This window comes from Streptomyces sp. NPDC044921, from assembly GCF_056432865.1.
Window position 1 is genome coordinate 15153 of record NZ_JBWKIF010000011.1, and the last position, 22716, is coordinate 37868.

At 72.8% G+C, this 22716-nt stretch carries 23 protein-coding genes; 10 read left to right on the forward strand and 13 right to left on the reverse strand.

Annotation, left to right across the window (positions count from 1 at the left end; genetic code table 11):
- Positions 1–206: 206 nt before the first annotated feature.
- A complete protein-coding gene (locus tag AC07DA_RS18610; RefSeq protein ID WP_479129237.1) occupies positions 207–587 on the forward strand; it encodes an ANTAR domain-containing protein in 381 nt (126 codons plus the stop codon).
- On the opposite strand, the gene AC07DA_RS18615 is transcribed toward AC07DA_RS18610, so the two are convergent.
- Positions 551–1504, reverse strand: coding sequence for a helix-turn-helix transcriptional regulator (locus AC07DA_RS18615; protein WP_479129238.1), 954 nt, complete (start codon positions 1502–1504; stop codon positions 551–553). The genes AC07DA_RS18610 and AC07DA_RS18615 overlap by 37 nt on opposite strands.
- Before the next feature lie 557 nt (positions 1505–2061).
- Here AC07DA_RS18615 and AC07DA_RS18620 point away from each other — a divergent pair.
- Complete coding sequence (locus AC07DA_RS18620; RefSeq protein ID WP_479129239.1) at positions 2062–2988, forward strand: SDR family oxidoreductase; 927 nt, start codon at positions 2062–2064, stop codon at positions 2986–2988.
- Between the two features lie 233 nt (positions 2989–3221).
- Here the strand turns inward: AC07DA_RS18620 and AC07DA_RS18625 are convergent, their stop codons facing one another.
- A complete protein-coding gene (locus tag AC07DA_RS18625) occupies positions 3222–3356 on the reverse strand; it encodes a hypothetical protein (RefSeq protein ID WP_479129240.1) in 135 nt (44 codons plus the stop codon).
- A gap of 119 nt (positions 3357–3475) precedes the next feature.
- Here AC07DA_RS18625 and AC07DA_RS18630 point away from each other — a divergent pair, with 119 nt between their 5' ends.
- Positions 3476–3646 (forward strand): hypothetical protein, encoded by a 171-nt coding sequence (locus AC07DA_RS18630; RefSeq protein ID WP_479129241.1) that lies wholly within the window; start codon positions 3476–3478, stop codon positions 3644–3646.
- 98 nt (positions 3647–3744) lie between these two features.
- On the opposite strand, the gene AC07DA_RS18635 is transcribed toward AC07DA_RS18630, so the two are convergent.
- Positions 3745–5646 (reverse strand): sensor histidine kinase, encoded by a 1902-nt coding sequence (locus AC07DA_RS18635; RefSeq protein ID WP_479129242.1) that lies wholly within the window; start codon positions 5644–5646, stop codon positions 3745–3747.
- Positions 5636–6397, reverse strand: coding sequence for a response regulator (locus AC07DA_RS18640; protein WP_479129243.1), 762 nt, complete (start codon positions 6395–6397; stop codon positions 5636–5638). The genes AC07DA_RS18635 and AC07DA_RS18640 overlap by 11 nt, the downstream gene beginning before the upstream one ends.
- A 109-nt stretch (positions 6398–6506) precedes the next feature.
- Here AC07DA_RS18640 and AC07DA_RS18645 point away from each other — a divergent pair, with 109 nt between their 5' ends.
- From AC07DA_RS18645 to AC07DA_RS18660, 4 genes are all read left to right on the forward strand, one after another.
- Positions 6507–7106: a hypothetical protein gene (locus AC07DA_RS18645; protein ID WP_479129244.1), complete on the forward strand. Its 600-nt coding sequence runs from the start codon at positions 6507–6509 to the stop codon at positions 7104–7106.
- Entirely contained in the window at positions 7096–8652 is a 1557-nt protein-coding gene (locus AC07DA_RS18650; RefSeq protein ID WP_479129245.1) for an efflux RND transporter periplasmic adaptor subunit, read from the forward strand. Before AC07DA_RS18645 ends, AC07DA_RS18650 begins: the two co-directional genes overlap by 11 nt.
- A gap of 32 nt (positions 8653–8684) precedes the next feature.
- Positions 8685–9401, forward strand: coding sequence for an ABC transporter ATP-binding protein (locus tag AC07DA_RS18655; protein ID WP_479129450.1), 717 nt, complete (start codon positions 8685–8687; stop codon positions 9399–9401).
- Between the two features lie 140 nt (positions 9402–9541).
- The gene (locus tag AC07DA_RS18660; protein ID WP_479129246.1) at positions 9542–10711 is read left to right on the forward strand and encodes an ABC transporter permease; all 1170 of its coding nucleotides are present in this window, start codon (positions 9542–9544) and stop codon (positions 10709–10711) included.
- A gap of 197 nt (positions 10712–10908) precedes the next feature.
- Here the strand turns inward: AC07DA_RS18660 and AC07DA_RS18665 are convergent, their stop codons facing one another.
- Positions 10909–12342: a hypothetical protein gene (locus AC07DA_RS18665; protein WP_479129247.1), complete on the reverse strand. Its 1434-nt coding sequence runs from the start codon at positions 12340–12342 to the stop codon at positions 10909–10911.
- Positions 12343–12895: 553 nt separating this feature from the next.
- Positions 12896–13801, reverse strand: coding sequence for an NADP-dependent oxidoreductase (locus AC07DA_RS18670; RefSeq protein ID WP_479129248.1), 906 nt, complete (start codon positions 13799–13801; stop codon positions 12896–12898).
- 148 nt (positions 13802–13949) lie between these two features.
- On the opposite strand from AC07DA_RS18670, the gene AC07DA_RS18675 reads away from it, so the two are divergent.
- Complete coding sequence (locus AC07DA_RS18675) at positions 13950–14321, forward strand: MerR family transcriptional regulator (RefSeq protein ID WP_479129249.1); 372 nt, start codon at positions 13950–13952, stop codon at positions 14319–14321.
- A 64-nt stretch (positions 14322–14385) separates the two neighbouring features.
- Here AC07DA_RS18675 and AC07DA_RS18680 read toward each other — a convergent pair whose 3' ends face one another.
- Positions 14386–15345, reverse strand: coding sequence for an AraC family transcriptional regulator (locus tag AC07DA_RS18680; RefSeq protein ID WP_479129250.1), 960 nt, complete (start codon positions 15343–15345; stop codon positions 14386–14388).
- 113 nt (positions 15346–15458) lie between these two features.
- Here AC07DA_RS18680 and AC07DA_RS18685 point away from each other — a divergent pair, with 113 nt between their 5' ends.
- Both AC07DA_RS18685 and AC07DA_RS18690 read left to right on the forward strand, forming a co-directional pair.
- Entirely contained in the window at positions 15459–16139 is a 681-nt protein-coding gene (locus AC07DA_RS18685) for an NAD(P)H oxidoreductase (RefSeq protein WP_479129251.1), read from the forward strand.
- A gap of 651 nt (positions 16140–16790) precedes the next feature.
- On the forward strand, positions 16791–17669 hold the full coding sequence (locus tag AC07DA_RS18690) for a LysR family transcriptional regulator (RefSeq protein ID WP_479129451.1): 879 nt from the start codon (positions 16791–16793) through the stop codon (positions 17667–17669).
- 46 nt (positions 17670–17715) lie between these two features.
- Here the strand turns inward: AC07DA_RS18690 and AC07DA_RS18695 are convergent, their stop codons facing one another.
- The 6 genes from AC07DA_RS18695 to AC07DA_RS18720 are packed head-to-tail and all read right to left on the reverse strand — an operon-like array spanning position 17716 to position 22699.
- On the reverse strand, positions 17716–19296 hold the full coding sequence (locus tag AC07DA_RS18695) for an AMP-binding protein (RefSeq protein WP_479129252.1): 1581 nt from the start codon (positions 19294–19296) through the stop codon (positions 17716–17718).
- A 12-nt stretch (positions 19297–19308) separates the two neighbouring features.
- Positions 19309–19866, reverse strand: a complete 558-nt coding sequence (locus AC07DA_RS18700) for a flavin reductase family protein (protein WP_479129253.1) — start codon at positions 19864–19866, stop codon at positions 19309–19311.
- A complete protein-coding gene (locus AC07DA_RS18705; protein ID WP_479129254.1) occupies positions 19853–20731 on the reverse strand; it encodes a hypothetical protein in 879 nt (292 codons plus the stop codon). Before AC07DA_RS18705 ends, AC07DA_RS18700 begins: the two co-directional genes overlap by 14 nt.
- Positions 20728–21330 (reverse strand): 4'-phosphopantetheinyl transferase family protein, encoded by a 603-nt coding sequence (locus AC07DA_RS18710; RefSeq protein ID WP_479129255.1) that lies wholly within the window; start codon positions 21328–21330, stop codon positions 20728–20730. The genes AC07DA_RS18705 and AC07DA_RS18710 overlap by 4 nt, the downstream gene beginning before the upstream one ends.
- Entirely contained in the window at positions 21327–22439 is a 1113-nt protein-coding gene (locus AC07DA_RS18715) for an acyl-CoA dehydrogenase family protein (protein ID WP_479129256.1), read from the reverse strand. Before AC07DA_RS18715 ends, AC07DA_RS18710 begins: the two co-directional genes overlap by 4 nt.
- Complete coding sequence (locus AC07DA_RS18720) at positions 22436–22699, reverse strand: acyl carrier protein (RefSeq protein ID WP_479129257.1); 264 nt, start codon at positions 22697–22699, stop codon at positions 22436–22438. The genes AC07DA_RS18715 and AC07DA_RS18720 overlap by 4 nt, the downstream gene beginning before the upstream one ends.
- Between the last annotated feature and the right edge of the window lie 17 nt (positions 22700–22716).

Below are 22716 nucleotides of genomic sequence, written 5' to 3' on the forward strand. Positions count from 1 at the left end.
TGGGGCGTGCCCTGTCCGACCGCACGGGCCCGGCCGGCGTTCCCGGTAGGCGGGTTCGCGCCGCCGGGTTCGCACCGCGGCGTCGATCCTTTTCGTTTTCCGGACAGCCGCCGCCGCGAGGCTTCGTTTCGCGGCGCCCGCGTGATGTTCGCTCCGGGCAGGAGCACAGAGAGACCCCACCCGTCGCGTCAGGAAGCAGTGCCGCCATGCCCGAGCACGAGGATACGAACCGTACGGTCCTCGCCCTCCAGGAAGAGATCGAACACCTGAAGCAGGCGCTCGTCTCGCACGCCGTGATCGACCAGGCCATCGGGATCGTCATCGCCCACGGCAACATGCCGCCCGAGCGGGCCTGGACCGTCCTGCGGGAGGTCTCCCAGCACACCAACACCAAACTGCGGCAGGTCGCCGAGCACCTCGTCCAGTGGCCGCACCGCGGCTGGCTGCCGCCGGCGATCGGCGGCGCGCTGCGCAGCGCACTGGAGCGGCACACGCGCTGTACCGAGCGGCCACGGGCCAGGACGTCCGCGGCGCCGGTGCGCGCGGAGGCTCAGCCGTGCAAGGTGCTGGACGGGCTGGTGCCGTAGGTCTCGCGGTAGAGGGCGGCGAACCGTCCGGCGTGGGCGAACCCCCAGCGCGCGGCGATGTCCCCGACGGTCGTGCCGGCCGGGTCGGCCGCCTGCAGTTCCCGGTGGACGTGCGCGAGCCGCACGCGGCGGAGGTAGGCCAGCGGGGTCGTGTCCAGGTGGCGGCGGAAGGCGTACTGCAGTGCCCGGACGGTGACGTGCGCCGCAGCGGCGATCTCGGCGACGGTCAGAGGCTGGTGCGCGTGATCCTCGATGTGGGCGACGGCCCGCCGCAGCGTCACGGAGTGCGCGTCGGTGCGGTCCTGCGCGGTCGGATCGGTACGGGCGGTGTTCGGAAAGGCGGCGAGGACACTGGCCGCCAGCATCTGGCCGCTGGTCGAGGCGATCAGCGGCTGTCCGGCGACGGCCGGGTCGGCGAGGACGTGGTCACGCAGGTAGACGATCGTGCTCTTGAGGTGCTGGGCCGCGGCCGGGGAGTGGGGCCGGTGGCCGGTCAGCCGCACGGGCTCCGTCACCGGTGCCGGGCCGGTCGCGGCGACCTGGTCCAGCAGGGCGCCGTCGAGCATGGTGATGTTGTAGCGGGCGGTGCAGACCCGGCCGGCGTAGGGCAGCTCGGGTGGCGCGAACAGCACCATGTCGCCGGGACCGAAGTCGTCCCGCACGCCCTGGAAGACGTGGTCCCGGACGGTGCCCTCATGGACCATGCACAGGCAGATCCGGCCGAGCGGGGTCACGGCGTAGCTCATCTCGAAGCCGAGGTCGATCTCATCGACGCTGAACGAGGGCAGGGCGTCGCGCCGGATACGTGCCCTGCTGTCGTTCGGTGTGCTGCTGCCGATACTCATACGGGCGTAGGCCCGGCACAGGAAGTCCTCCGTCTCGGCCAGGTCCCGGCTGTCGAACACCAGCGAGTCCACCACGTCACCGTCCCAGCTCGAAGAACAGGCCTGCGCCTTCCCGACCGCACCCCGCGCGCCCGTCGGCGACCGGGCACACCGGTCGACGGTACCCCGTCACCGGACGGTGAAGCGGCCCGGGGACAACCGCTCGTCTCGTTCCCGGCACGTCCGCGCGGCCCTGCGCGCGACGGGCGGGGCCGGCGGCCGCTCCCGGATCCCAGGCGTCCGCCACGGCCGTCGCCTCCGCCCCACCCGCCATCTCCCCCGTCCGTCCTCCTCCGCCCCGCCCGGTGGGCGGGCACGCCGCGGTTCGTCGGAAGAGGACTACGCCGACGTCGTCCGGCAGGACCGGCTCGCCGACCGCCCGCCCCCGCCTGTGACGCGCCGGGCTGCGGCGCCAATCCTGCGGCTCCGGTCCTGCGGCTCCGGTCCTGTGCGGACACCCAACCGGCGGATCGTCGCGCCCGACCACCGAATGGGCCACCGGTCTCGAACGCATCCGTTCCACCGGGTATGACGGAAAAGGGGTCGAGGGCGCCGTCGACCGGACGGTGCGGCGACGGGAACGAGGACGTATGAGGCACGAGCCCGAGTCCGGACGGCCCCGGGAGGCGATCGGCTCGCCGCTGGCGGGGCGGGTCGCGGTCGTGACCGGAGCGGCCCGCGGGGTGGGAGCGGCCCTCGCGCGGCGCCTGTCGGACGCCGGTATGCCGGTGGCGCTGATAGGGCGTGAGGAGGCCACCCTGCGCCGGGTCGCCGACCGCCTGCCCGGGCGGAGCCTGTGTGTCGAGACCGACGTCACCGACCGGGACGCGCTCGCTCGCGCGGCCCGCGAGGTCAGCGAGGCACTGGGGCCGGCGAGCGTCGTCGTGGCCAACGCCGGGATCGCCACCGGCGGGCCCTTCGTCCACACGCCGGCGGACCTGTGGCAGCGGGTCATCGACGTCAACCTCACCGGATCCGCGAACACCGCCCGCGCGTTCCTGCCCCACCTCACCCGGACCCGCGGCTACTTCCTCCAGATCGCCTCCACCGCCGCCTTCGGCTCCTCCCCGCTGATGAGTGCCTACTGCGCCTCCAAAGCCGGGGCGGAGTCGTTCGCCCTGGCCCTGCGCGGCGAGGTGGAACCCGCCGGGGTCGGCGTCGGCATCGCCTACCTGCACTGGACCGGCACCGACATGATCACTGGCATGGACGACCATCCCGTGCTGCAGGCCCTGCGCCGCAACCAGCCCCGCTTCGCACGCAAGGTGCACAGCACCGACGAGGTCTCCCGGTGGCTGGCCGCCGGCATCACACGCCGCGCCCGGCACGTCTACGCGCCCCCGTGGCTGCGCTGGTGCCAACCGCTGCGGCCCGCCTTCCCCGCCCTCGTCTCCCGCCTCGCCCGCCGGGAACTGCGCCGGCAGTCCCCGAGCCGACTCGCGGCGAGGACCGGCGTCCTGGGGGCGGGCGGCCGGGCGGACTTCGACGCCTCCTTCCCAGCCACCCACCGGCCCTAGATCACGTGCGCGCGCCAGGCCGGCCGGGCGCGTTCGTCGTACCGGGTGGCGCGGGGCCCTGACCGGACCGCGGTGAGTGATGGGGCTCGCGGGCCGCCGCCACCGCGGGTTGGCGCCACCGCGGGTCGGCGCCTGCCCGGGCCGGGGCAGAGGCGTGCGGGGCCGCACTTGAGGGCTGTGCCTGCCGCAGGCGAGCGGGACGACGTCGGGACGCGACCCCGGGGGGACGGCTGTCATGCCGGGATGCGGGAGAGGATCGCCTCCAGGCCGAAGGTGAAGCGGTCCTCGAAGTTCTGCCGCAGGTGGGGCAGGACCCGTCGCAGCGCGGGGTGTGCCGCGGCGTCGACGGCCCGGGCGAGCCTCCACACGGCGGTGCCGCCTGGAGGGCACCGGCACGGCCCGCCGGGTCCTCGACGACGCGGTCCGGGAAGTCCTGGACGCCGGCCTGCGGTCCGAGGGCCACCTCGCATCCGGCACGGTCGGCGAGGTGCCCGGCATCATCACGGGGACGGGGCGGGACCTCGGCGCCGACCTGCTGGTCATGGCCCCGCACCAGCGGAACGTGTTCACCGCCTGGTTCACCCCTGGGGTGAGTGACGCGGTGACCCACACCAGCGCGGATCCCGTGCTGCTGGTGACCGACGGCACCGCGGTGTAGAGGGCGCCGGACGACGTGCAAGCCCTGCGCGGCGGCGCGGGCCGCTCGTCGCCGGACAGGGAGCCCTCGGGGCGAGACCGGGCTGTGATCCGTTCGCGTCAGGGCCTGTCTCCGGGCGGAACCGGCCGGAGGAGCGGTCGGCCCGGAAGGCGGATGGTAAAGACGGAGCCCTCCCCGAGGACGCTGGACGCCGAGACGTCACCGCCGTGTGCCCGGGCGAGCTGGCGGGCGATGGAGAGCCCGAGGCCGCTGCCGCCCGTGCGCCGGGTGCGGGACTTGTCGGCACGCCAGAAGCGGTCGAAGACCTTGGGGAGGTCCTCGGTGGCGATCCCCGTACCGCTGTCCGCGACCGTGATGACGACGTCGTCGTCCTGCTGGTGGCATCGGACGGTGACCGTGCCGCCGGCGGGGGTGTGGCGGACGGCGTTGGAGACGAGGTTGCCGACGGCCTGACGCAGGCGGACCGGGTCGGCCGTCAGAACAGGGTCACCGAGGGTGCACGTGGTCAGGGTGACGTCCGCGGCCTCGGCGCCGGCCCGGTGAGCGGCCGTGGCCTGGAGAAGGACATCGGCGACGTGCACGGGTTCCGGATTCAGGCGCAGGCGGCCCGCGTCGGCGGCGGCGAGGTCCTGCAGGTCGTCGATGACGTGTTGCAGCAGCAGAGCCTCGTACAGGAGCGAGGTGACGAGTTCGGGGTCGGGCGCGAGGACCCCGTCGTCCGCGGCTTCCAGCCAGTTGCGGATGTTGGTCAGCGGAGTGCGCAGTTCGTGGGCGATGTCTCCCACCATCGCCTTGCGCTGGGCCTCGACCCGCTCCCTGCGTTCGGAGAGGTCGTTGAACGCGGCCGCAAGATAGCCGGTTTCGTCCTTGGTGGTGACCGGGACGCGTACATGATCGTGGACCGGGTGCCGTGCCGCGTCGGTCAGCGCCCGCAGCGGCCGGATCAGCCGTACCGCCGTCACCGTGGTGATCACCACGGTGACGGCGAACACCAGGCCGGTCACGCCGGCGATCCGCGCGGTGTTCGCCGGTGACAGGTCGAACACCGGGGCGGTCTGCACGCCTGCGCCGTTCCGTCCCAAAAACAGCAGCGCCGCCGGGGCGACGAACGGTGTCAGCTGCTGCGCGCGGGCGGTGGCCAGGCAGGTGTTGAAGAGCGCGGTGCGCGTGCCGAACGACTTGCCCTCGTAGGAGAAGTCCGGTCTGAGCTCCACGGCGAAGCCCGGATCGAGGCCCTGCCGTCGAAGGCAGGCCTCCACCGCGCCGGACAGCTCCTTCAGCGGTTCTCGCTCGGTCGGGGTGGGCCGGTCGAGTTCCGGGAACCGGCACCCGGCGGCCAGCTGCAGCGTCAGGGGATCCTCTCCCGAGATCCGCACGAGGGGCCGCCCTCGGGGCGTGTCCACACGCCGGGCCTTCACGGCGTTGTTGGCCAGGCACAGCACGCGCTTGTCGGCGAGTACACGCAGGATCACGCGCTCGTCGGCGGGCAGCCGGTACGGGCCCGCGGCCCGCTCGTCGATGAGGTCCGCGTCGTCCGGGGGTCCCTCCGGAATGAGAGCGGGGTCGGTGCGCAGCGGATCGACGACGGCGGCCGCACGGGACGGCAGGCTCCCGGCGAGCCTCCCACCGACGGGCGCGGCCGAATCGGCGATGGGGACGCGGTCCCGGGTGGTCAGCACGATGCGGCGGCCGGTCTTCCGCGCCAGCTCCCTCACGGTGGGCATCACGTCGTCCCAGGCCCGGTGCGTGGCGGCGTGGGCGATGAGGGCGTCGTACACCTCGGTGTCGTCCGCGAGGACCTGGCCCTGCTCCCTTTGGATGGCGCGGGTGGTGACGCTGACGGCGAGCCAGGCCGTGGCGCCGGTGGAGAAGACCGCGATGAGTACCGACGTCAGCAGCATCCTGGCGAGCAGACTGCGGCGCAGCGGCACTCTCGGTGGGCGAGGCCTGCGCTGGTCGGCATGGTGGCGGTCGGTGGCGCGGGGCTGGTCAGGGGACACGGGGGCGCTCTCCGTCATCGGAGCCGGAAGGGGGACGCGGACCGGCGGAGGTGGGCGGTGGGACGCTGCCGCTCGTGAGCTTGTAGCCGACACCGAACACGGTGACCAGGTGCACGGGACGCCTCGGGTCCGCCTCGATCTTGCGGCGCAGGTTCTTCACGTGCACATCGATGGCCCGTTCCATGGAGGCACGTTCGATGCCGCGTGTGTGTACCAGCAACTGCCTGCGTGTGAACACCCGGTCCGGCTGCGCCGCCATCGCCTCCAGGATGCGGAACTCGTCCGGAGTGCATGCCACGGCTCGCCCGTCCACGGCGACCTCGTGCCGGTCGGGATCCACGGTCAGCGAACCGACGCGCAGCAGCCGAGCCTCGTCCGGAGCGGCCGGGCGTGCCCGGCGCAGCAGGGTGCGCACCCGGGCCATCAGTACACGAGGACTGTAGGGCTTCGTCAGGTAGTCGTCGGCCCCCGAGTCGAGGCCGAGCAACAGGTCGTCCTCGGCGGTCCGCGCCGTCAGCATCAGCACCGGCACCTCGCTGTCCCGGCGGATGATCCGGCACACGTCCACGCCGTCCATGCCGGGCATCATCACGTCGAGCACGATCAGGTCGGGCCGACGGCGCCGGATCTCCTCCAGCGCTGCCAGCCCGTCGTGCACCACGGTCGATGTGTGGCCCTCCAACTCAAGGTAGAGACGGACCAGTTCGGCCTGCTTCTCATCGTCCTCGGCAATCAGTACATGTGCGCACACCCCGGCGATGCTAGGTGCGCGAACACCACTTGAGCAGGGGGAAAGCCCTCAGTGAGACTCTTCCGACAGCCTCACGGCTTCCTCACAACCGCGCGCCAGTGTGGGGTGCATGAGCACTTCAGCAATGCCGCGTCGCACCCGGTTGGCGTGTGTCCTCACCGCCGCGGCCGTCACCGCCCTGGGTGTCCTCACCGGCTGTGACTCGTCCGGCAGCGGCACCGACGGCGAGGGCGGTGACGTGGCCTCGATCAGTGGCGCGGGCACCGGCGGCGGCGAGGACGGTGACAAGAGCGCGGACGCGGTCCCGGGACGGCCGCAACTGCGCATGGACACCTCCGACGAGGAGGAGGCGAGGCTGTACCAGGCCTGGTACGCGTGTCTCAAGGACGAGGGGGTGCCCGGGCGGGAGAAGACGGCCGGGGACCCGCGCACCTGGACCCCGGAGTCCGGTGAGGACAAGTACGCGAAGGCGTACAAGAGGTGCGCGGTCAAGCAACCGCTGATCCCGCCGGAGCTCGACCGCGACCGTAACCCCGCCTACGAGGACGACTTCCGTGACTGGGTGAAGTGCATCCAGGACGGGGGCGTGCGGATCACCGCGTTGCCGAACGGCGAGGGCTGGAACTACGACGACCAGTCACAGGCCGGCACCCCGCAGACGGAGAAGATCGTCGCCGACTGCGAGAGGGAGTCCTTCGATGGGAAGTAGGCCGGTCCGGCGCGGCGGCCCCGGCTCCACCCGCCCGGACCCCGCCGACTCGCGGGACCCCGGTGGCACCCAGGACCTCGGAGGCGGTGGTGACCCGTCCTCGGGTCCGGCCCCGGCTCACGACGACAGGCCGCGACGCCGAAGGAGGATCCGCAAGCGGCTCGTGGCCTCGGTGGCCACGCTGGCCGCGGCCGTCGTGGTCGGCACCGTGACGGTCGCCCTGCGGGGCGACGGTGAGGCGGAGGTGACCGACGGCGGACGGAAGGTCAGGACAGTCCAGGTGACCAGGACGGATCTCGCCAATGACCAGACGCTGCACGGCACGCTCGGCTACGGCGCGCCCCGGACGGTGAAGGGCACCGGGGGCCTGGTCACCTGGCTGCCGTCCCCCGGAGACGTCATCCAGCGCGGCGACCAGCTCTACCGGGCGGACGATCGGCCCGCGCTGGTGTTCTACGGGGGCACGCCGCTGTTCCGCTCCCTGGACACCGTGGGCCTGGTCGGTCGCGACGTGCGGGTGGTCGCGGACAACCTGAGAGCCATGGGCTACGACATCGGCCCTCAGCCTGCGGTGGGCACGATGGTGACACCGCGCTCACCGGCCGCGGCGCCCGGGAGCCGGGGCGGCGGGCCCGAGGACGAGGCGAGCCCTTCGGCGTCCGGTACGGCCGGTGCCGGGGCATCCGGTACTGCCGGAGCGGACACCGGGGCGACCGCAGCCGGCACCTCCGACTCGGGGAGCACCGACTCCGGCACGGCGAAGGACGCCCCCGGCGACGCGAAGGCGAGGGACACCGCGGGAACGGTCACGGCCGGGACAGGCACGGACGACGCCGGCTCGGGCGGAGCCGGGGACACCACCCCCGGCTCCGCGGCCGGGAGCACCGGGGTTGCCACCCCCTCCCCCGTTCGTGTCGCCCGCGGAGACGGCGTGCTCACGTCCTCCCTCGTCGCCGCCGTCAAGCGATGGCAGACCGACGAGGGCATGACGGCGACCGGCACGCTCAGCGCCGGTGACATCGCCGTGGTGCCGGGCCGGGTACGGGTGGGCGAGGTCAAGGCACAACTCGGGGACGACGCGTCCGGTGAGCTGATGACCGTCACCACCACCGGCAAGTCCGTCAGCGTGCCGGTCGCCACCCTGGAGCTGGGCGGGATCAAGCGCGGGGACGAGGCCGTGGTGCGGCTCCCCGACAACACCGAGGTCCCCGGGAAGGTCACCTCCGTCAGCACGACGGTCGCCGCCGCCGACGAGGCGGACCCGGCCGCCTCACCCAGGCTGAACGTCACCGTCACCTTCGACGACCGGAACGCTGCGGACGCGTTCGACTCGGCACCCGTCACGGTGCGCTTCACCGGCGAGGTCCACGAGAACGTGCTCGCCGTGCCGGTCGGCGCCCTCCTGGCGCGCTCCGAGGGCGGCTACGCCGTCCAGCAGGAGGACGGCCGTCTGGTCGCCGTCGAGACCGGCCTGTTCGCCAAGGGCATGGTGGAGATCGCGGGACAGGGGCTCGCCGAGGGCACCACGGTGGTGACCGCCTCGTGAGCGCGCCCGTACTCGCCGTGCGCCGCGTCGGCATGGCCTACCCGGGCGGGGTGACGGCGCTGGACGACGTGTCGCTCACCGTCGAGGAGGGCGAGCTCGTCGCGATCGTCGGCCCCTCCGGATCCGGCAAGTCCACGCTGCTCAACATCATGGGCACCCTTGACCGGCCGACCCGCGGCACCGTGGAGTTCGCCGGGCAGGACATCGCCGAGCTCTCCGACCGCCGGTTGTCCGCCCTGCGCGGGCGCCGGCTCGGGTTCGTCTTCCAGCAGTTCCACCTCACCGACGGGCTGACCGCGGAAGAGAACGTGGCCACAGGCCTGCTGTACGCGGGGGTACCGAGAGGGCGGCGCCGGCAGCTGGCGCGCGAGGCGCTGGCCCGGGTGGGTCTGGGCCAGCGCACCGGTCATCTTCCCCACCAGCTCTCCGGCGGTGAGCGCCAGCGCGTCGCCATCGCCCGAGCCCTGGTGAACCGGCCGGCCCTGGTCCTCGCCGACGAGCCTACGGGCGCCCTGGACACCAACAACGGCAAGGCCGTCCTGGAACTGCTGACCGGACTGAACGACGAAGGAACCACGATCGCTGTCATCACGCACGACCGGGGCATCGCCGCGAGCCTGCCCCGCCGGGTCGAGCTGCTGGACGGCCGCCTGGCGGTCGACACGGGCCGCCCGGACGCCCCGACCGCGGCCCCCGTCGCGGCGAGCGGGCCGGTCCCCCCGGACCCGTACCCGGGGGGCACCCGGTGACCGACATGACGCGCGGCACCACAGGGAGTGCAGAAGCGCGGGCATCGTCCTCGCCGCCTGACCACCGCCCCCGCGGTAAAACCGCCTCACCCACCCCGGGCACCGCGACCGCCTTCACCCGACCGGTCCGCCTCGCCCCCGTGGATCTGCTCGAACTGGGCCTGCTCGGCATCCGCACCCGCAAGCTGCGCGCCGTGCTGTCGGCCCTGGGCATCGCCATCGGCATCGCCGTTATGATCATCGCCACGGGCATCCCGGCCTCCAGCGAACGTGCCCTGATGCGGGAACTGTCCGCGCTCGGCACGAACGTGCTGCGCGCCCAGCCGGCCGACCGGGGAGGTGGTCCCGTCAAGCTGCCGGAGGACTCCGTGGCGATGGTGGAGCGGATCGGCCCGGTCACCGTGGCCAGCGCGGTCGCCAACACGCACGCCGCAGTGCACCGCTCCGACCGCATGCCGCGCAACGACTACACGGGCCTCGCCGTCCTGGCCGCGAAACGGAACCTTCTCGAGGCCGTCAACGGCGAAGTGGCCTCCGGCACGTTCCTGACGGAGACCGGAGAGCGGTTCCCCACCGTCGTCCTCGGTGCGGACGCCGCCGCCCGCCTGGGCTTCTCCCGCCTGGACGGGGACGGTCAGCCGCCGCAGATCCCCATCGACGGCAAGTGGTTCACCGTCGTCGGCATCCTCGATCCGGTACGGCTCGCGCCCGACCTCGACCGGGCCGTGCTGGTGGGCTGGGAGGCCGCCCGCGCACAGCTGCGGTTCGACGGACACCCCACGGTGATCTACCTGCAGTCGCGGGACGACGCCGTGGAGGAGGTGCGCGACGTACTCGCCCCCACTGTCAACCCGCAGCTGCCCGGTGTCGTCCAGGTCAGCCGCCCCTCGGACGCGCTCGCCGCGAAACGCGTCACGCAGACGACGTTCGGCGCGCTGTTCCTCGGCCTCGCCTCCGTGTCGCTGCTGGTCGGCGGCGTCGGGGTCGCCAACACCATGTTCGTCTCCGTGCTGGAACGCCGCCGCGAGATCGGTCTGCGCCGGGCACTGGGCGCCAATCGTGGCCAGATCAGAGGCCAGTTCCTCACCGAGTCCGTCGCCCTGTCGTTCCTCGGCGGCGCGGCGGGGACGATCCTGGGGACGGCGGCTGTCGCCGGATACGCGGCCTTCCAGGGCTGGCCCCCCGTCGTCCCGCCGACGGCATTCGTCGGCGGACTCGGCGGGGCGGTCCTGGTCGGTATGGCGGCGGGTGTATACCCCTCCGTGCGCGCGTCCCGGCTGACACCGACGGAGGCACTGGCCTCGGTGTGACGCACAGGCGTTCCCCGACAGGCGGTCCTTCGCTTCGTGGCGGCCCCCTGGTACAGGACCGCCTGTCCACACCGACGACCATGAGGACCGTACGGAGCCGGAGGTCATCGGTCACGTCGATGACCCGCATCGGTGCTCCGGGGTTCCTCGGGAGCGCCCCTGTCACCACGATGTGAGGGATCGACGCGACCGTACCGCTAGCGGGACCGTCTCCTGTCGTGGACGGGCGGGTCCTCGTGCCGTTGCGGTTCGCCGCGGTGCGGGTGCCGGGTCCGTTCGTCGCGAGGGGTGGGCCGGTCACGGTCCCTCGCCCGTTCCGGCCGGTCGTCGCCGCGGCCGTGCTCCGCTCGGCCTCTCGGACGGCGGTCGCCGTCATCCCCGGCCGGGCGCGCGTCCCGGGCCTGTTGACTTCTCCGGCAGGCCGGGCAGTCGGCCGGACTTGACGTGCCGTCGCCCTCCTCGCCCCGCTGGGCACGTCCGGGTGCCGCAGCATCCCCGAGCGCCCCACTCAGAAGGGCGGTCGGCACCGTGGTACCGCTCCCACGTGCGGTAGCGCCCTGGGGCGCGGACGGGGACGAGCTCACGGTCGGCGGGGCGGGCTCCCGCTGCCGTCGCTGCCCGGCTTCGGCGCCGCCAACCGGCGGTGCGAGCCGGGGCGGGACACCGCCCCGGTCCTCCGCCGCTCGTGTCGCCGTTGCGCTGGTGAGGTAGACCGCGATCGTGGAACCCGCCGCGGCCAGGACCAGAACCATCGCCGCGGCCAGCACCGCCGAGCGGCTTCCCGGACGGGAGCCGCGCCTTCGCTCCGCTGGGCCACCGGTGGACGAACGACGGCCCTTCCTGATCCGCTCGGCCGCGTTCGTGTCGTTGTCGCGCGCCGAGAGGTACTCGTGGGCGCGCCAGCCCAGCACGCTTTCGGCGAGCAGCACAGGGAGACGCTGCCGCCAGTCGTGCAGTTGGTCCAGTGCGTGGCGGCAGTGGGAGCACTGGCGGCTGTGGCGGCGGAGATCGGGAAGATGAACCGGATGGCTCGCACGGGTGACGGCTTCGATGAGCCGGTTGTAGCGGCGGCACTGTTCGTCGACGGCGAGCGTGAGATGGGCATGGACGCACGAGGCCCGCAGCGTCATCAACGCCCGGTCCCGTTCATGGCGGGCGCTCTCCGCGTCGAGACCCACCAGAGCGGCCGGGCCGCTGATGTCCTCACCCTCCACGAGCGTGTGCCACAGCAGACATTGGGCGATTTCAGGGAGCTGGTGGTACGCACGGCTCAGGAGGAGACGATGGTCCGGCGGATGAGTCCCCGGCACCACCAGGGGATCGCCACCGCCGGTGCGCAGCTCTGGATGCGCCGCCCTGGCCCTGCCGGTCGCGCCCCACTCGAGCGCGATCCGCTTCACGGCGTGCAGCAGCGCGGGACGCCAGGCGTACACCGGGCCCGAGCGGCGGTGGGCGCTGGCGAACTTCCGCATGAACGCGACCCCGGTGAGGATGCCGGCGTCACGGGCCGAGGATGTGCACAAGGTGGCGTACGTGTGGACCGCCTGCCAATGCCGGTTCATGAGTTCCGTCACGGAGTTGTTGACTTCCGCCGGACTCCGATTTCCCGTGAAGGCTTCAGCCAGGGTCATGTCTGACGGCCAGACGGATCTCTCGTGTCCCGACGAGTGGAAGCCTGCGGGATCGTGCACGATGTCGTCCCCTTTCGTTCTGTGGGCCCATCGGTCCTGCCTGCCGACCGAGGCGGCGACGCACAGGTGCTGACCCGTCCGGGAAGAAGGGTGGGCGAGTCCGGACGCGGCCCCGGTCCGGCTCCTTCGCCGACGGAATTCCTGCTGACAGCAAGAGCGAACGCATGCGGTGATCGCGACGCGTGCACAGAGTGCCCCATGACCTCCCGCGCAACAAGCGAACAAGAGGCCACGCGTTCCAACGATCCAGCTCACGGGCCCTTGGTGACACATGTTCACCTTCGAACCACAGACCCTCGGACCGCTTCGGGCGGCGTGGGATATGACCGCTCTGGGCTGTCTGGCATGAATTCTCGAGCGCCCAACCCCCCTCCTCGATGCGGAGGGAACCAGGAATACTGACAAGTAATCTAGGGAGATTTCTTGCCGGGCGATCGAATCGTTATCGACGGATTCCCCACCCATTGCGTATGACGCAATGAGACGGCCGAACTCAGACGGACACCACGACCTTCCCCCGCGTGTGTCCGCGTTCTGCGTACGCATGGGCTTCCGCGGTCTGTTCCAGCGGGTAGGTCCGCTCGATGCGGGGTGTGTAGTGGCCCTGCCGACCGAGGTCGGCCGCTGCGGCGAGGAGGGGGGAGTCGTTCTCCGCGTTGGCCAGGTGCACCCCGAGGCGGTGCGCGTTGGCGTAGTCGGCGACCGTCGCCACCCGCGCGGGGTCACCCACGACGGCGATGAGATCGGGCAGGGACCCGGAGGCCGCGGTGTCGAGCACGAGGTCGACACCGTCCGGCGCCAAGGTGGCGAGACGCTCCGCGAGGCCAGGGCCGTAGGTGGTGGGGACCGCTCCGAGCAGGGTGAGGAAGGCGTGGTTGCGCTCGCCGGCCGTCCCTATCACTGTGGCGCCCTGGGCCACCGCGATCTCCACCGCGGCACTGCCCACGCCTCCGGCGGCGCCCTCGATGAGGAGGGTGCGCCCCCGCACGGGACCGAGCGCCTTGAGCCCGCCCAGCGCGGTCACGGATGCCAGACCGGCACCGGCGGCCTCGGCGTCGGTCCACGTCGTGGGCGCGTGGGCCCAGGCCGAGAGCACGGCCAGCTCCGCTGTCGCGCCGGTGACACCGCCCAGCCCGAAGACACGGTCGCCGACGTCCACGCCCTGCACGCCCTCACCGATCTCGTCGACCACGCCGACGGCATCACGCCCGGGGATCGCGGGCAGGTCCACGGGCAGGACCGCCTGCACCGCGCCGGAGCGCACCTTCCAGTCGACGGGATTGACGCCGGCTGCCGCGACGCGGACCCGGATCTCGCCCGGACCGGGATGCGGGTCCGGCACCTGCTCGACCACCAGGGTCTCCACACCGCCGTACTCGTGGTACCGGACTGCGCGCATGGCGTTCCGCCTTCCGACGCGGCCTGACCCGGCCGTTCGTCAGTTCTGTGGGCAAGGGGCCGGCGAGTGCCGACGCCCACTACGCTAAAAGCTGACGCCGACGTCAGGTGCAAGTCGGGCGGGCCGCCGCCCGGACCAAGGAGGGCGAATGCGCATCGGTGAAGTGGCGGGCAGGGCCGGGGTGAGCGTTCGGGCGATGCGCTACTACGAGGAGCAGGGCCTGCTTCAGGCGTGGCGCAGCCCCGGCGGCCAGCGGCATTACCCCGACACCGCCGTCGAACGGGTGCGGCTCATCCAACAGTTGTACGCCGCGGGCCTCCCGAGCAGAGTGGTCCGCGAGGTGCTGCCGTGCGTGGACTCGGGCGCGACGCGGGCGCCCCTGGCGCTCCTGGACCGGCTGGCGGCCGAGCGTGCGCGCATCGATCAGCAGATCACCGACCTGCTCGCCGTGCGCGACCGGCTCGACGACGTCATCACCCTCAGCCAGGATCCCACTGCCGACTGCTCTCACCTGCGGTGAGCGGGGCGGCCCGTAGCCGGCGCGCGGTAAGCTTCCCGGCGTATCCCGCTCCGCACGCCGCCGGTTATCCCGGCCGGAGGGAAGTCCGGTCCGCCGAAGCCGCCGCGGTGCGGTACGCGCTGGGGCTCATGCCTTTGTGGCGTTTGAACGCGGCGCTGAAGCCGAACGCGTCGGCGTAGCCGACGGACCTGGCGATCTGGGCGATGCCGAGGTCGGTGTCGGTCAGCAGGGCCGCGGCCTCGTCCAAGCGGCACTCGGTGAGGTAGGCCAGGGGCGGACGGCCCATCAGCTGGGTGAAACGCTTGGCGAACAGGGCCCGGGAGACGCCGGACCGAGCGGCCAGGGAAGCCACCGTCCACGCTTGGGCGGGACGGTCGTGGAAGGACTGCAGGGCGGGGGCCAGGACCGGGTCGGCGAGACCCCGGTACCAGCTGGGCGCGTCGGCGCCCGCCTTGTCGAACCAGCTGCGCAGCGTGCACACCAGGGCCCAGTCGAGGAGCCGGTCCATCAACGCCTGTGAACCGGCCGAGTGGTGGGCGGCGTCGGCGGCGGCCGTCTCCAGCCAGGCGCAGACCTCGGCGTCCTCCTCGACCACCAGGACGGGCGGCAGGGCCCGCAGGAGTCGCTCGTGGCGGTGGCCCGAGGCGCGGTAGGCGCCCACGATCAGCGCGGTCGCCTCCTCGGAGTCGGCGCCCCAGTGGATGCCGCCGAGTTCCTGGGCGGCGCATTCGCTGTCCGTGGTGAAGCAGGCGATCTCGTAGGCGGCGTGAGCGTTGTGCACGGTCGCGGGATCGTCCGCGAGGTGGAACGGTTCGGGGCCGCGCACGATGGCCGTGTCGCCCGCGCCGACGACGCGTCGGGTTCCGTCGGGCAGCAGCAGCGTGCCGCCGCCGCGCAGGACGCTGATCATCGTGAGCGGTGCGGCATCGGCGAAGCGGATGGTCCAGGGCTGTGCCAGTACGGCATGGGTGACGACCGATCCCTCGGCCCGGATGCCGCTCAGGAGCGAACTCAGAGGATCCACGGAGACCACCGTAGACGATCCCCTATGTTTCCGAGCGTTTCTCCCATGGATCATCTATGCCGTCGCGGCTGTACTGGACTCGTCGAACTGACCGAGACCAGCCGGGAGACACCGTGACGCAGCAGGACAGCCAGGGCGGGACAGCCCTCGTCGTCGTCGCACACCACCGCACCGATTCCCTCACCGCGCACACGGCCCGCCGTGCCGCCGACCGGCTCGAAGCCGCCGGTTACCGCGTCGACCTGCTCGACCTCCAGACGGAGGGGTTCGACCCGCGCATGACCGTGGCGGACCAGCCGGACTGGGGCAACCGGGAGAAGAGGTACTCCGACGAAACCCACGCCCACATGCAGCGCGTCCTCGACGCCGATGTCGTGGTCGCCGTCTTCCCGGTGTACTGGCAGAGCGTGCCCGCCCTCCTCAAGGGGTGGATCGACCGCGTGTGGAACTACGGGTTCGCCTACGGCCGCAGCCGGCCCCGCCTCGCGGGCAAGCGCATCCTGTGGCTGGGGCTGGCCGGTGCCACCGCCGACGACCCGGTCGTAGCGGGGATGCAGACCGTTCTCGAGACCAATCTCAGCGAGGGCATCGCCTACTACTGCGGGTTCTCCCACTCCACCGTCGGCCTGCTCACCGACGCCGAGGAGCGCCCGCAGCGCGTCGACTCCGACGGCAACCTCCTGATCGGCGAAGCGGTCGCGGGCGCCGAACGCACAGCGCAGTACGCCGACTTCGACCGTCGTGCGCAGGAGCTCGTGGAGAAGTTCCTCGCGGCGGAACGTGTGGCGGCCTGACCGACAGCGCCCCTCCCGTCTCAGGACCTGTAACCGGCGGGCCGCCGCCCGTGCCGCGTGCGGAAACGAGCCGTGCCGGCAGTGCGGGCAGGTGAGTTGAGGTGGCGCCGCCCCGGGACTGTCGCGGGGGCGACGCCACCTCGGCCTCCGGGGGCCCGGACGAGATCCGTCACGTGAGCCGGTGTCGGCTCCGGACCGTCGGAAGCCAGGCGGCGCATGCCGGCCGCGGTTCCACCGCGGCCTCGACTCGCGAACCCAGCGCAGTGACCGCTCCGCCGCACCCCTCCGTTCGCCCCACGGTACCGGCGGAAAGTGGCCACTGTCGGTGCCGCCACCTCCAGCGCCGCGTGGTGGGTCCCCGCGCGATGCGCCCTCCCCTCATGAGGTCAGTCCTTCGTGCGCGTACCGATGCCTGACATTCCCCACGCCGGTTCCGGAACTGACGCAAAATCGCCCGTCCGGGAAAAGGCACCTCCCCATAATTGTCAGTACCAAACATGTTGATGAAGGGCAAGGGTGACGCTACGCTCGCAACACCGTGACCACATGTATGCCATTCGTCACCGGAATGAAAGGGCGACACAGCGGGGGAAGGAAAAGCCGACGCCTGCCGGCTTGTATTTCGACGGGTCTACTCACACGGGGGAAGAATTGGACACGCGGCATCTCGAAGCATTCCTGGGCGCAGTGGAAGCGGGGAGTGTGACACGGGCCGCGAGCGTGCTCCGGGTGACCCAGCCCACCGTGACCAATCGCATCAAGGCACTGGAACGGTCGCTCGGACTGCCCCTGCTGGAGCGCTTACCCGGCGGTGTGCGGCCGACCAGGGCCGGCCGCTCCATCCTCGAACACGCCCGCGAGATCGTGCGGCTCAGCGGTCACGTCCGGCGCATCGCGGACGCGTCACTCACGCCGCAGGGAAGAATCTGCGTCGGCGCGTCGGAAAGCCTCATCAACCACCGACTGCTCCCGCTCATCGAATACCTGCTCCTGCGCTATCCGGACATGGACGTGTCGCTCCGCCTGTCCACCCCCCAGGAAGCGCTCGTCATGCTGCGCAACGGCCAGATGGACTGCGTGTTCATGATAGGGAGCGGGGCGTCAGACGAGGATGTGGAGCACTGCGATCTCCGTCCCGAGCCGTTCGCCCTGGTGGCCGGAGAACGACCGGGCCTCGGGCGCCGAGGCCCAAAGGAGGCGGGGTCGTCGATCCTCGTCAGTGCCGACCTCGACGTCCGCCACTGCGGCGCGCTCCTGCAGGAGGTCGAGTCGACCCTGCGGGCGGGGCGGACGCTGCGGCTCGACTCCATCACGGCGGTGAAGCGCCTGGCCGAGAGCGGCATAGGCGTGGGGCTGCTCCCCGAGGTCACGGTGGCCGAGGACCTGGCCGACGGCCGGCTCCGCCGGGTCGTGGACTGGCGCCCCGCCACCTCCACCTACACGCAGGCCCTGTGGCGGCGCGGCGACACCGGGCACCCGGCGCTCGACGCCGTGCTCAAAGCCGCCTCCGACGTGGTCAGCGCGGGCTGAGCGGGCCCCGGGCCCCGCTGCGGGAGCCGCGGAGCCCGGGGGCCGCTCAGGCGGCGTCGCTGAGGAGCTGGGCGAGCAGCCGCCGGTGGTCGGTCTTGCCGTGCTGGTTGACGGGGAGGCCGTCCACGATGCGCACCACGCCGGGCGCCATGTACGCGGGCATCGCTCGCAGGCAGAAGGCGCGCAGATCGCTCTCGGCCGTACCGGCCGCGCCGTCCGCCAGCACGACGAACGCGCACAACTCGGCCTCCCCGTCGGCCCCTTCGGACACCACGACGGCCGCCTCGCAGACCTCCGGGTGGGCGAGCAGCCGCCGCTGCACCTCGGCCGGTTCCACGCGGTTGCCGCGGATCTGCACCTGGGAGTCCCGCCGCCCGCAGAAGCGCAGCGCGCCGTCGGCACCCCGGAAGGCCAGGTCGCCGGTCCGCAGCAGGCGCTGACCGGAGCGGGGCTCCAGCGGGTCGGTGACGAGGACCGCGTCCGTGGCCTCGGCGTCCCCCCAGTACCCGGTCATCAGGGCCGGGCTGCGCAGGTACATCTCACCGACGACGCCCTCCTCCCGCACGGGTGACCCCTCGGCGTCCAGCAGGAGGATGTCGGTGCCCCGGTGCCCGTTGCCGATCGACAGGTGCGTCACGTCGTCGGGCAGCGGGTCGGGGACCTCGGCGAAACTGGCCGCCATGGACTCCGTCGCCCCATAGCAGTTGATCAGACGGATGCCGGGCCGCAGCCGCTGCAGGTGGCGCAGTTCGGCCGGCGGGAACTCCTCCCCGCAGAACAGCACTCCGCGCAGATCGGGCAGGTCGGCCAGCCGACCGGGGATGTGGCGCAGCGACTGCCGCCAGATGGACGGCACACCGTTGACGTGGGTGGCCCGGGTGACGCGCAGCACCTTGAGGAACCTCGTCGGCCAGCGCAGCAGGGCCCGGGGGACGGGGGCCACCGCCGCCCCGCTGCCCAGCGCCATGCCGATGTCCAGCAGCGAGAAGTCGAACTGGAGCGGGGACGTCGACGCCACCCGGTCGCCCACCGACACGAACCCCTCGGCGATCATGCCGCGGTAGAAGGCGACGACGGACCGGTGGCTCATCACCACGCCCTTGGGCCGGCCCGTGGTGCCCGACGTGAAGATGATGTAGGCGGTGTCGGTCGGTGTCACGGCGCGCCTCGCCCCTGCACGGCGCACCGGCGGTCGCGGCACCTCGATGGTCCCCCCGCCGAACCGGCCGTGCCCCACGGCCGCCTGCGGCTCCCCGTCGGCGGTCAGGCACAGCGCGGGCTCGGCCAGCCGCTCGATCGTCGCCCGCCGTTCGGCCGGGGTCTCCGGGCTGACCGGGACGAAGGGCAGGCCGCGCGACGCGCACGCCAGGACGAGGGCGACGGCCTCGGCGGACGTGTCCGAGACGATCAGAACGCGTTCGCCGATCTCCAGGCCGAAACGGTCCAGTTGGGCGGCGTACCGCTCGGCGGTCTCCCGCAGGCGGCGGAAGGTCGTCACCCGTTCCGCGCCGTCCGCGTACTCCACCACGGCGGGGTGGTCGGGGTGGGTGGCGGCGGCGGCCAGGAGGAACTCGTCGAAGCGTTCGTCGGGCCGGTGGGTCACCTCGGGTGCGGGAGTCGCTGGCATGGTCTCTCCAGGTCAACGCAGGTTGTCGGTCGCGGCCGGGGCGGGCGGCACGGGTGTGGCGATGTGCGGTTCGCCGGTGACGAGCACCAGCGGGGAACCGGGGGTGGTGCTCAGATGGCGCACGGTGCCGATGACCAGGACGTGGTCGACGGCGGTGAGGGTCTCCGCGACGACGCAGGTCATCACGACGGCGGCGTCGTGCAGGACCGGGACGCCCCGCAGCACGGCGTGCGGCGTGTCACGGAAGCGCTGTGCGGGGGTGCCGGTGGCGAAGCGCCGGACCAGCGGCCCCTGCGTGTGGGACAGCACGTTGACGGCGAAGCGGCCGGCGCCGAGGAGGTCGTCCAGGGTGCGCCCGCCCCTGCCGAAGGCCAGCAGCACGCTCGGCGGCGCCACGGACAGCGACATCAGCGAGGTCGTGGTGCAGCCCACCGGCCCGTTCGCACCGAGGGCGGTCGTGACCGCGACGCACTTGGCCAGACCCGTCATCGTCGCGCGGAAGAGCGCCTCGTCCACCACCGTCCCGGCCGGCGGGTCCGCATGGGCCGTGGTCGTCTCAACCCCGAGCACGGCTCACCTCCCTGCCGGTCGTGAGCGCGGCGAGGGTGTCGAGGGCCCGCTCGACCACACCGGTACGGGGGCGTCCGCGCCGCGCGGAGTCGGCGGCGAAGCGCAGGGCCTTGGGCAACTGCGCCCAGGCGTCGGCCAGTTCCGGGTCGGGGTCCGGCCCCAGGCGGTGCAGCTGGTGCCGGGACGCCGCCCACAGGTCGTCGATGTGCCGCTCCAGCAGATCCCCGTCACAGGTGAGGCGGTCCCGCAGGTGGGTGAAGACCTCCCGCGGCTCGCGCAGCCAGGTGCCCGGCCACCGCGCCGGGACCCGGGCCGGGACGGTGGCGGTCCGGCGCAGCCAGCGGTAGGCGTCCATGGGGCCGGTGTCCACCGGTTCCCCCAAGGCGTGCACCTCCCGGTTGCTGACGGCCGGGTCGAGCCGGCCCACCGGTGTCAGCGCCCGCCGCAGCGAGTCGTCGTCGAGCACTCCGGCGTAGGGCAGTTGCTCGCCGCCGGGCATCAGGGCGTGGAACGGGTCGGCCACCAGCCACCCCCGCGCGTCGTGACCCCGCAGCAGGAACCAGTGGGGGACGGTCCGCACCCCGTGGTGCGGTGACCAGGGCAGGTGGAAGGCGTTGCCCGACACGATCACCTGCCCCTGTTCGGCGAGCAGGCCGGCCAGCGCCGCACGGGCCGACGGCCAGTCCGGCCGGTGGTCGTGGACCAGGGTTCCGCCGTCGATGCGGTCGTGGTGGGAGAAGGCGAGCGCGCCGTCCGGTCCGTCGGTGCGCACCCACAGGTGCACCGCCGCCGCGAGCCGATCGGCCGCCGCGCCTCCCAGGTACTCCACCAGCGTGGTGGAGTAGCAGGACAGGGCAGGTGTCATGGTGTCGCCTCCCAAGCGCACGCCACGGGTACGTCGATGAGGTCCCGCACCTTGCGCCAGCGCAGTCCGCGCCAGTCGCCGTGGTCGAGATGCGGGGGCACGTCGATGCTCCAGGGGAGCCCTCCGATACCGGTCCCGTCGGCTTTCACACAGGCCTCCTGGACCGTCCAGATCTCCGTGAAGACGGTGTGCCGCAGGGACGCCGGCATGCGGTCGAGGTGGGCCGTGTAGCGGGCGGCGCACCGCCGGACCATCGAGTCGCCGACGTGCCGCGGCGGCACCTGCACGTCGACCCCGACGCGGCGGCCGGGCGCGACGGCCACGACGGTGTGGTCCCCGTCGTGCGAGATGCTGATGCCGGGGCGGCAGCGGCCCGCCAGGAGCGGTTTGCCGTTGTGGCCGGGCACGACCGGCTCACCGGCGTCGCCGGGCGCCACCTCCGCGAGCAGGCCGCGCAGGAGCGCACGCCCGGCCAGGATCTGCCGCGCACGCCAGGCCGGCCGGTCGCGTGCCGTGGCGAGGTCGGCGGGGGTCAGGCGGGCGCTGGACGCCTCACCGGTGGCCACCCAGACTCCCGGGCTGGTCTCCAGGGCCTTCACGGCGACTCCCCGGCATCGGTCTGGGAAGCCGTTTCGGCCACGATGCCCAGGACGACCTCGGTCGTGCCGCCGCCGATCCCGAATAGCGCCGCCTGCGCCCGCAGATGCTGCGGTCCACCGGTGCGGAAGCCGTGCGCGCCCTGGAGGTGGGCGCACACGTCGAGGACGTGCTCGACGGTCTCCGCGGCGCTGGCCTTGAGCAGCGCAGCGGCCGAGGTGTCGCGGCGTTCGGCGACCGCCTCGGTGAGGCTCTCGGTCAGGGCGCGGTGCTGGCGGGAGCGCAGCAGCGCGCCCGCCCAGCGCTGGCGTATCGCCTCCCGGTCCCACAGGACCCCGCCGCCGTGCCGGCGCCGCCCCAGGTAGCGGGCGGTGTCGCGCAGCACGCGCTCGCACAGCGCGACCGCCCACAGGGCCCCGGCCAGCCGCTCGGTGGCGATATGGGCCGCGAACGCGCTCAGTCCCCGGCCGGTGCCGCCCACGACGTGGTCGCGGGTCAGCCGGACGTCCTCGAAGGTGAGGTGCCCGGTGCCGGAGCCGTCGAACAGCTCCGTGCCGGCCGGTTCGACGCGCACGCCGGGTGCGCCGGCCGGTACGAGCACCCACGTGAAGTTGGTGAAGTGGGGCCCGGGCCGGTGGCGGGCGAGGACGAGGGCGGCGCCGCACGTCGTCGCGTTGGTGATCCAGCGCTTGGTTCCGTCGAGCCGGAGGTGGTCCCCGTCGAAGGAGACGCGCGTGTCCAGTGCCGCCAGGTCGCAGCCGGAGTCCTCGTCGGTGGCGGCGAGGGCCACGACGGTGCGGCCGTCGAGGCTGTCGGCGAGGGTCCGGGCGGCCGGACCGGTCCCCCGGGCCAGCAGCGGCAGGCAGGTGGCCAGCGGCACGGTCACGGCCAGCGTCGAGCCGACGCCGAAGCGGCGGTCGACGTCCGTGAGCAGGGCGCCCAGCGCGGTCGCGTCGACGCCCCGGCGCGGATCGTTGCCGCGGTAGGCACCGGCCAGCCGGTTCTCCGCGCCGAGCGCGCGCCAGAGGTCGGCGCCGCTCGCGTCGGCGGGCAGTGTGGCGAGCCGGGAACCGGCGGCGGTGGTGGCCTCCCGCGCGGCGGAGACGCTCATGCCGCCGCCCTGCGGTCCCCTTCGGCGGCACCCTGTGCCCGCTGCACCGCGGCCCACAGACTGCCGGCGGTGGCGAAGGTGGTGTCGTTGAGGTCCTCGTCCGGGAGGGAGACCCCCAGTCCGTCCTCGAGGGCGAAGAGCAGGTCGATGGCCTTCATGGAGTTCATCCCGAGGTCGTGCAGGCGGCTGTCCTCGGTGAGGGGACGGTCCCCGAGGTTGGGCAGGAAGGGCGTCAGCAGGTCGATGAAGTGCTGGTTCACGGCTTCTCCGTCGCTTG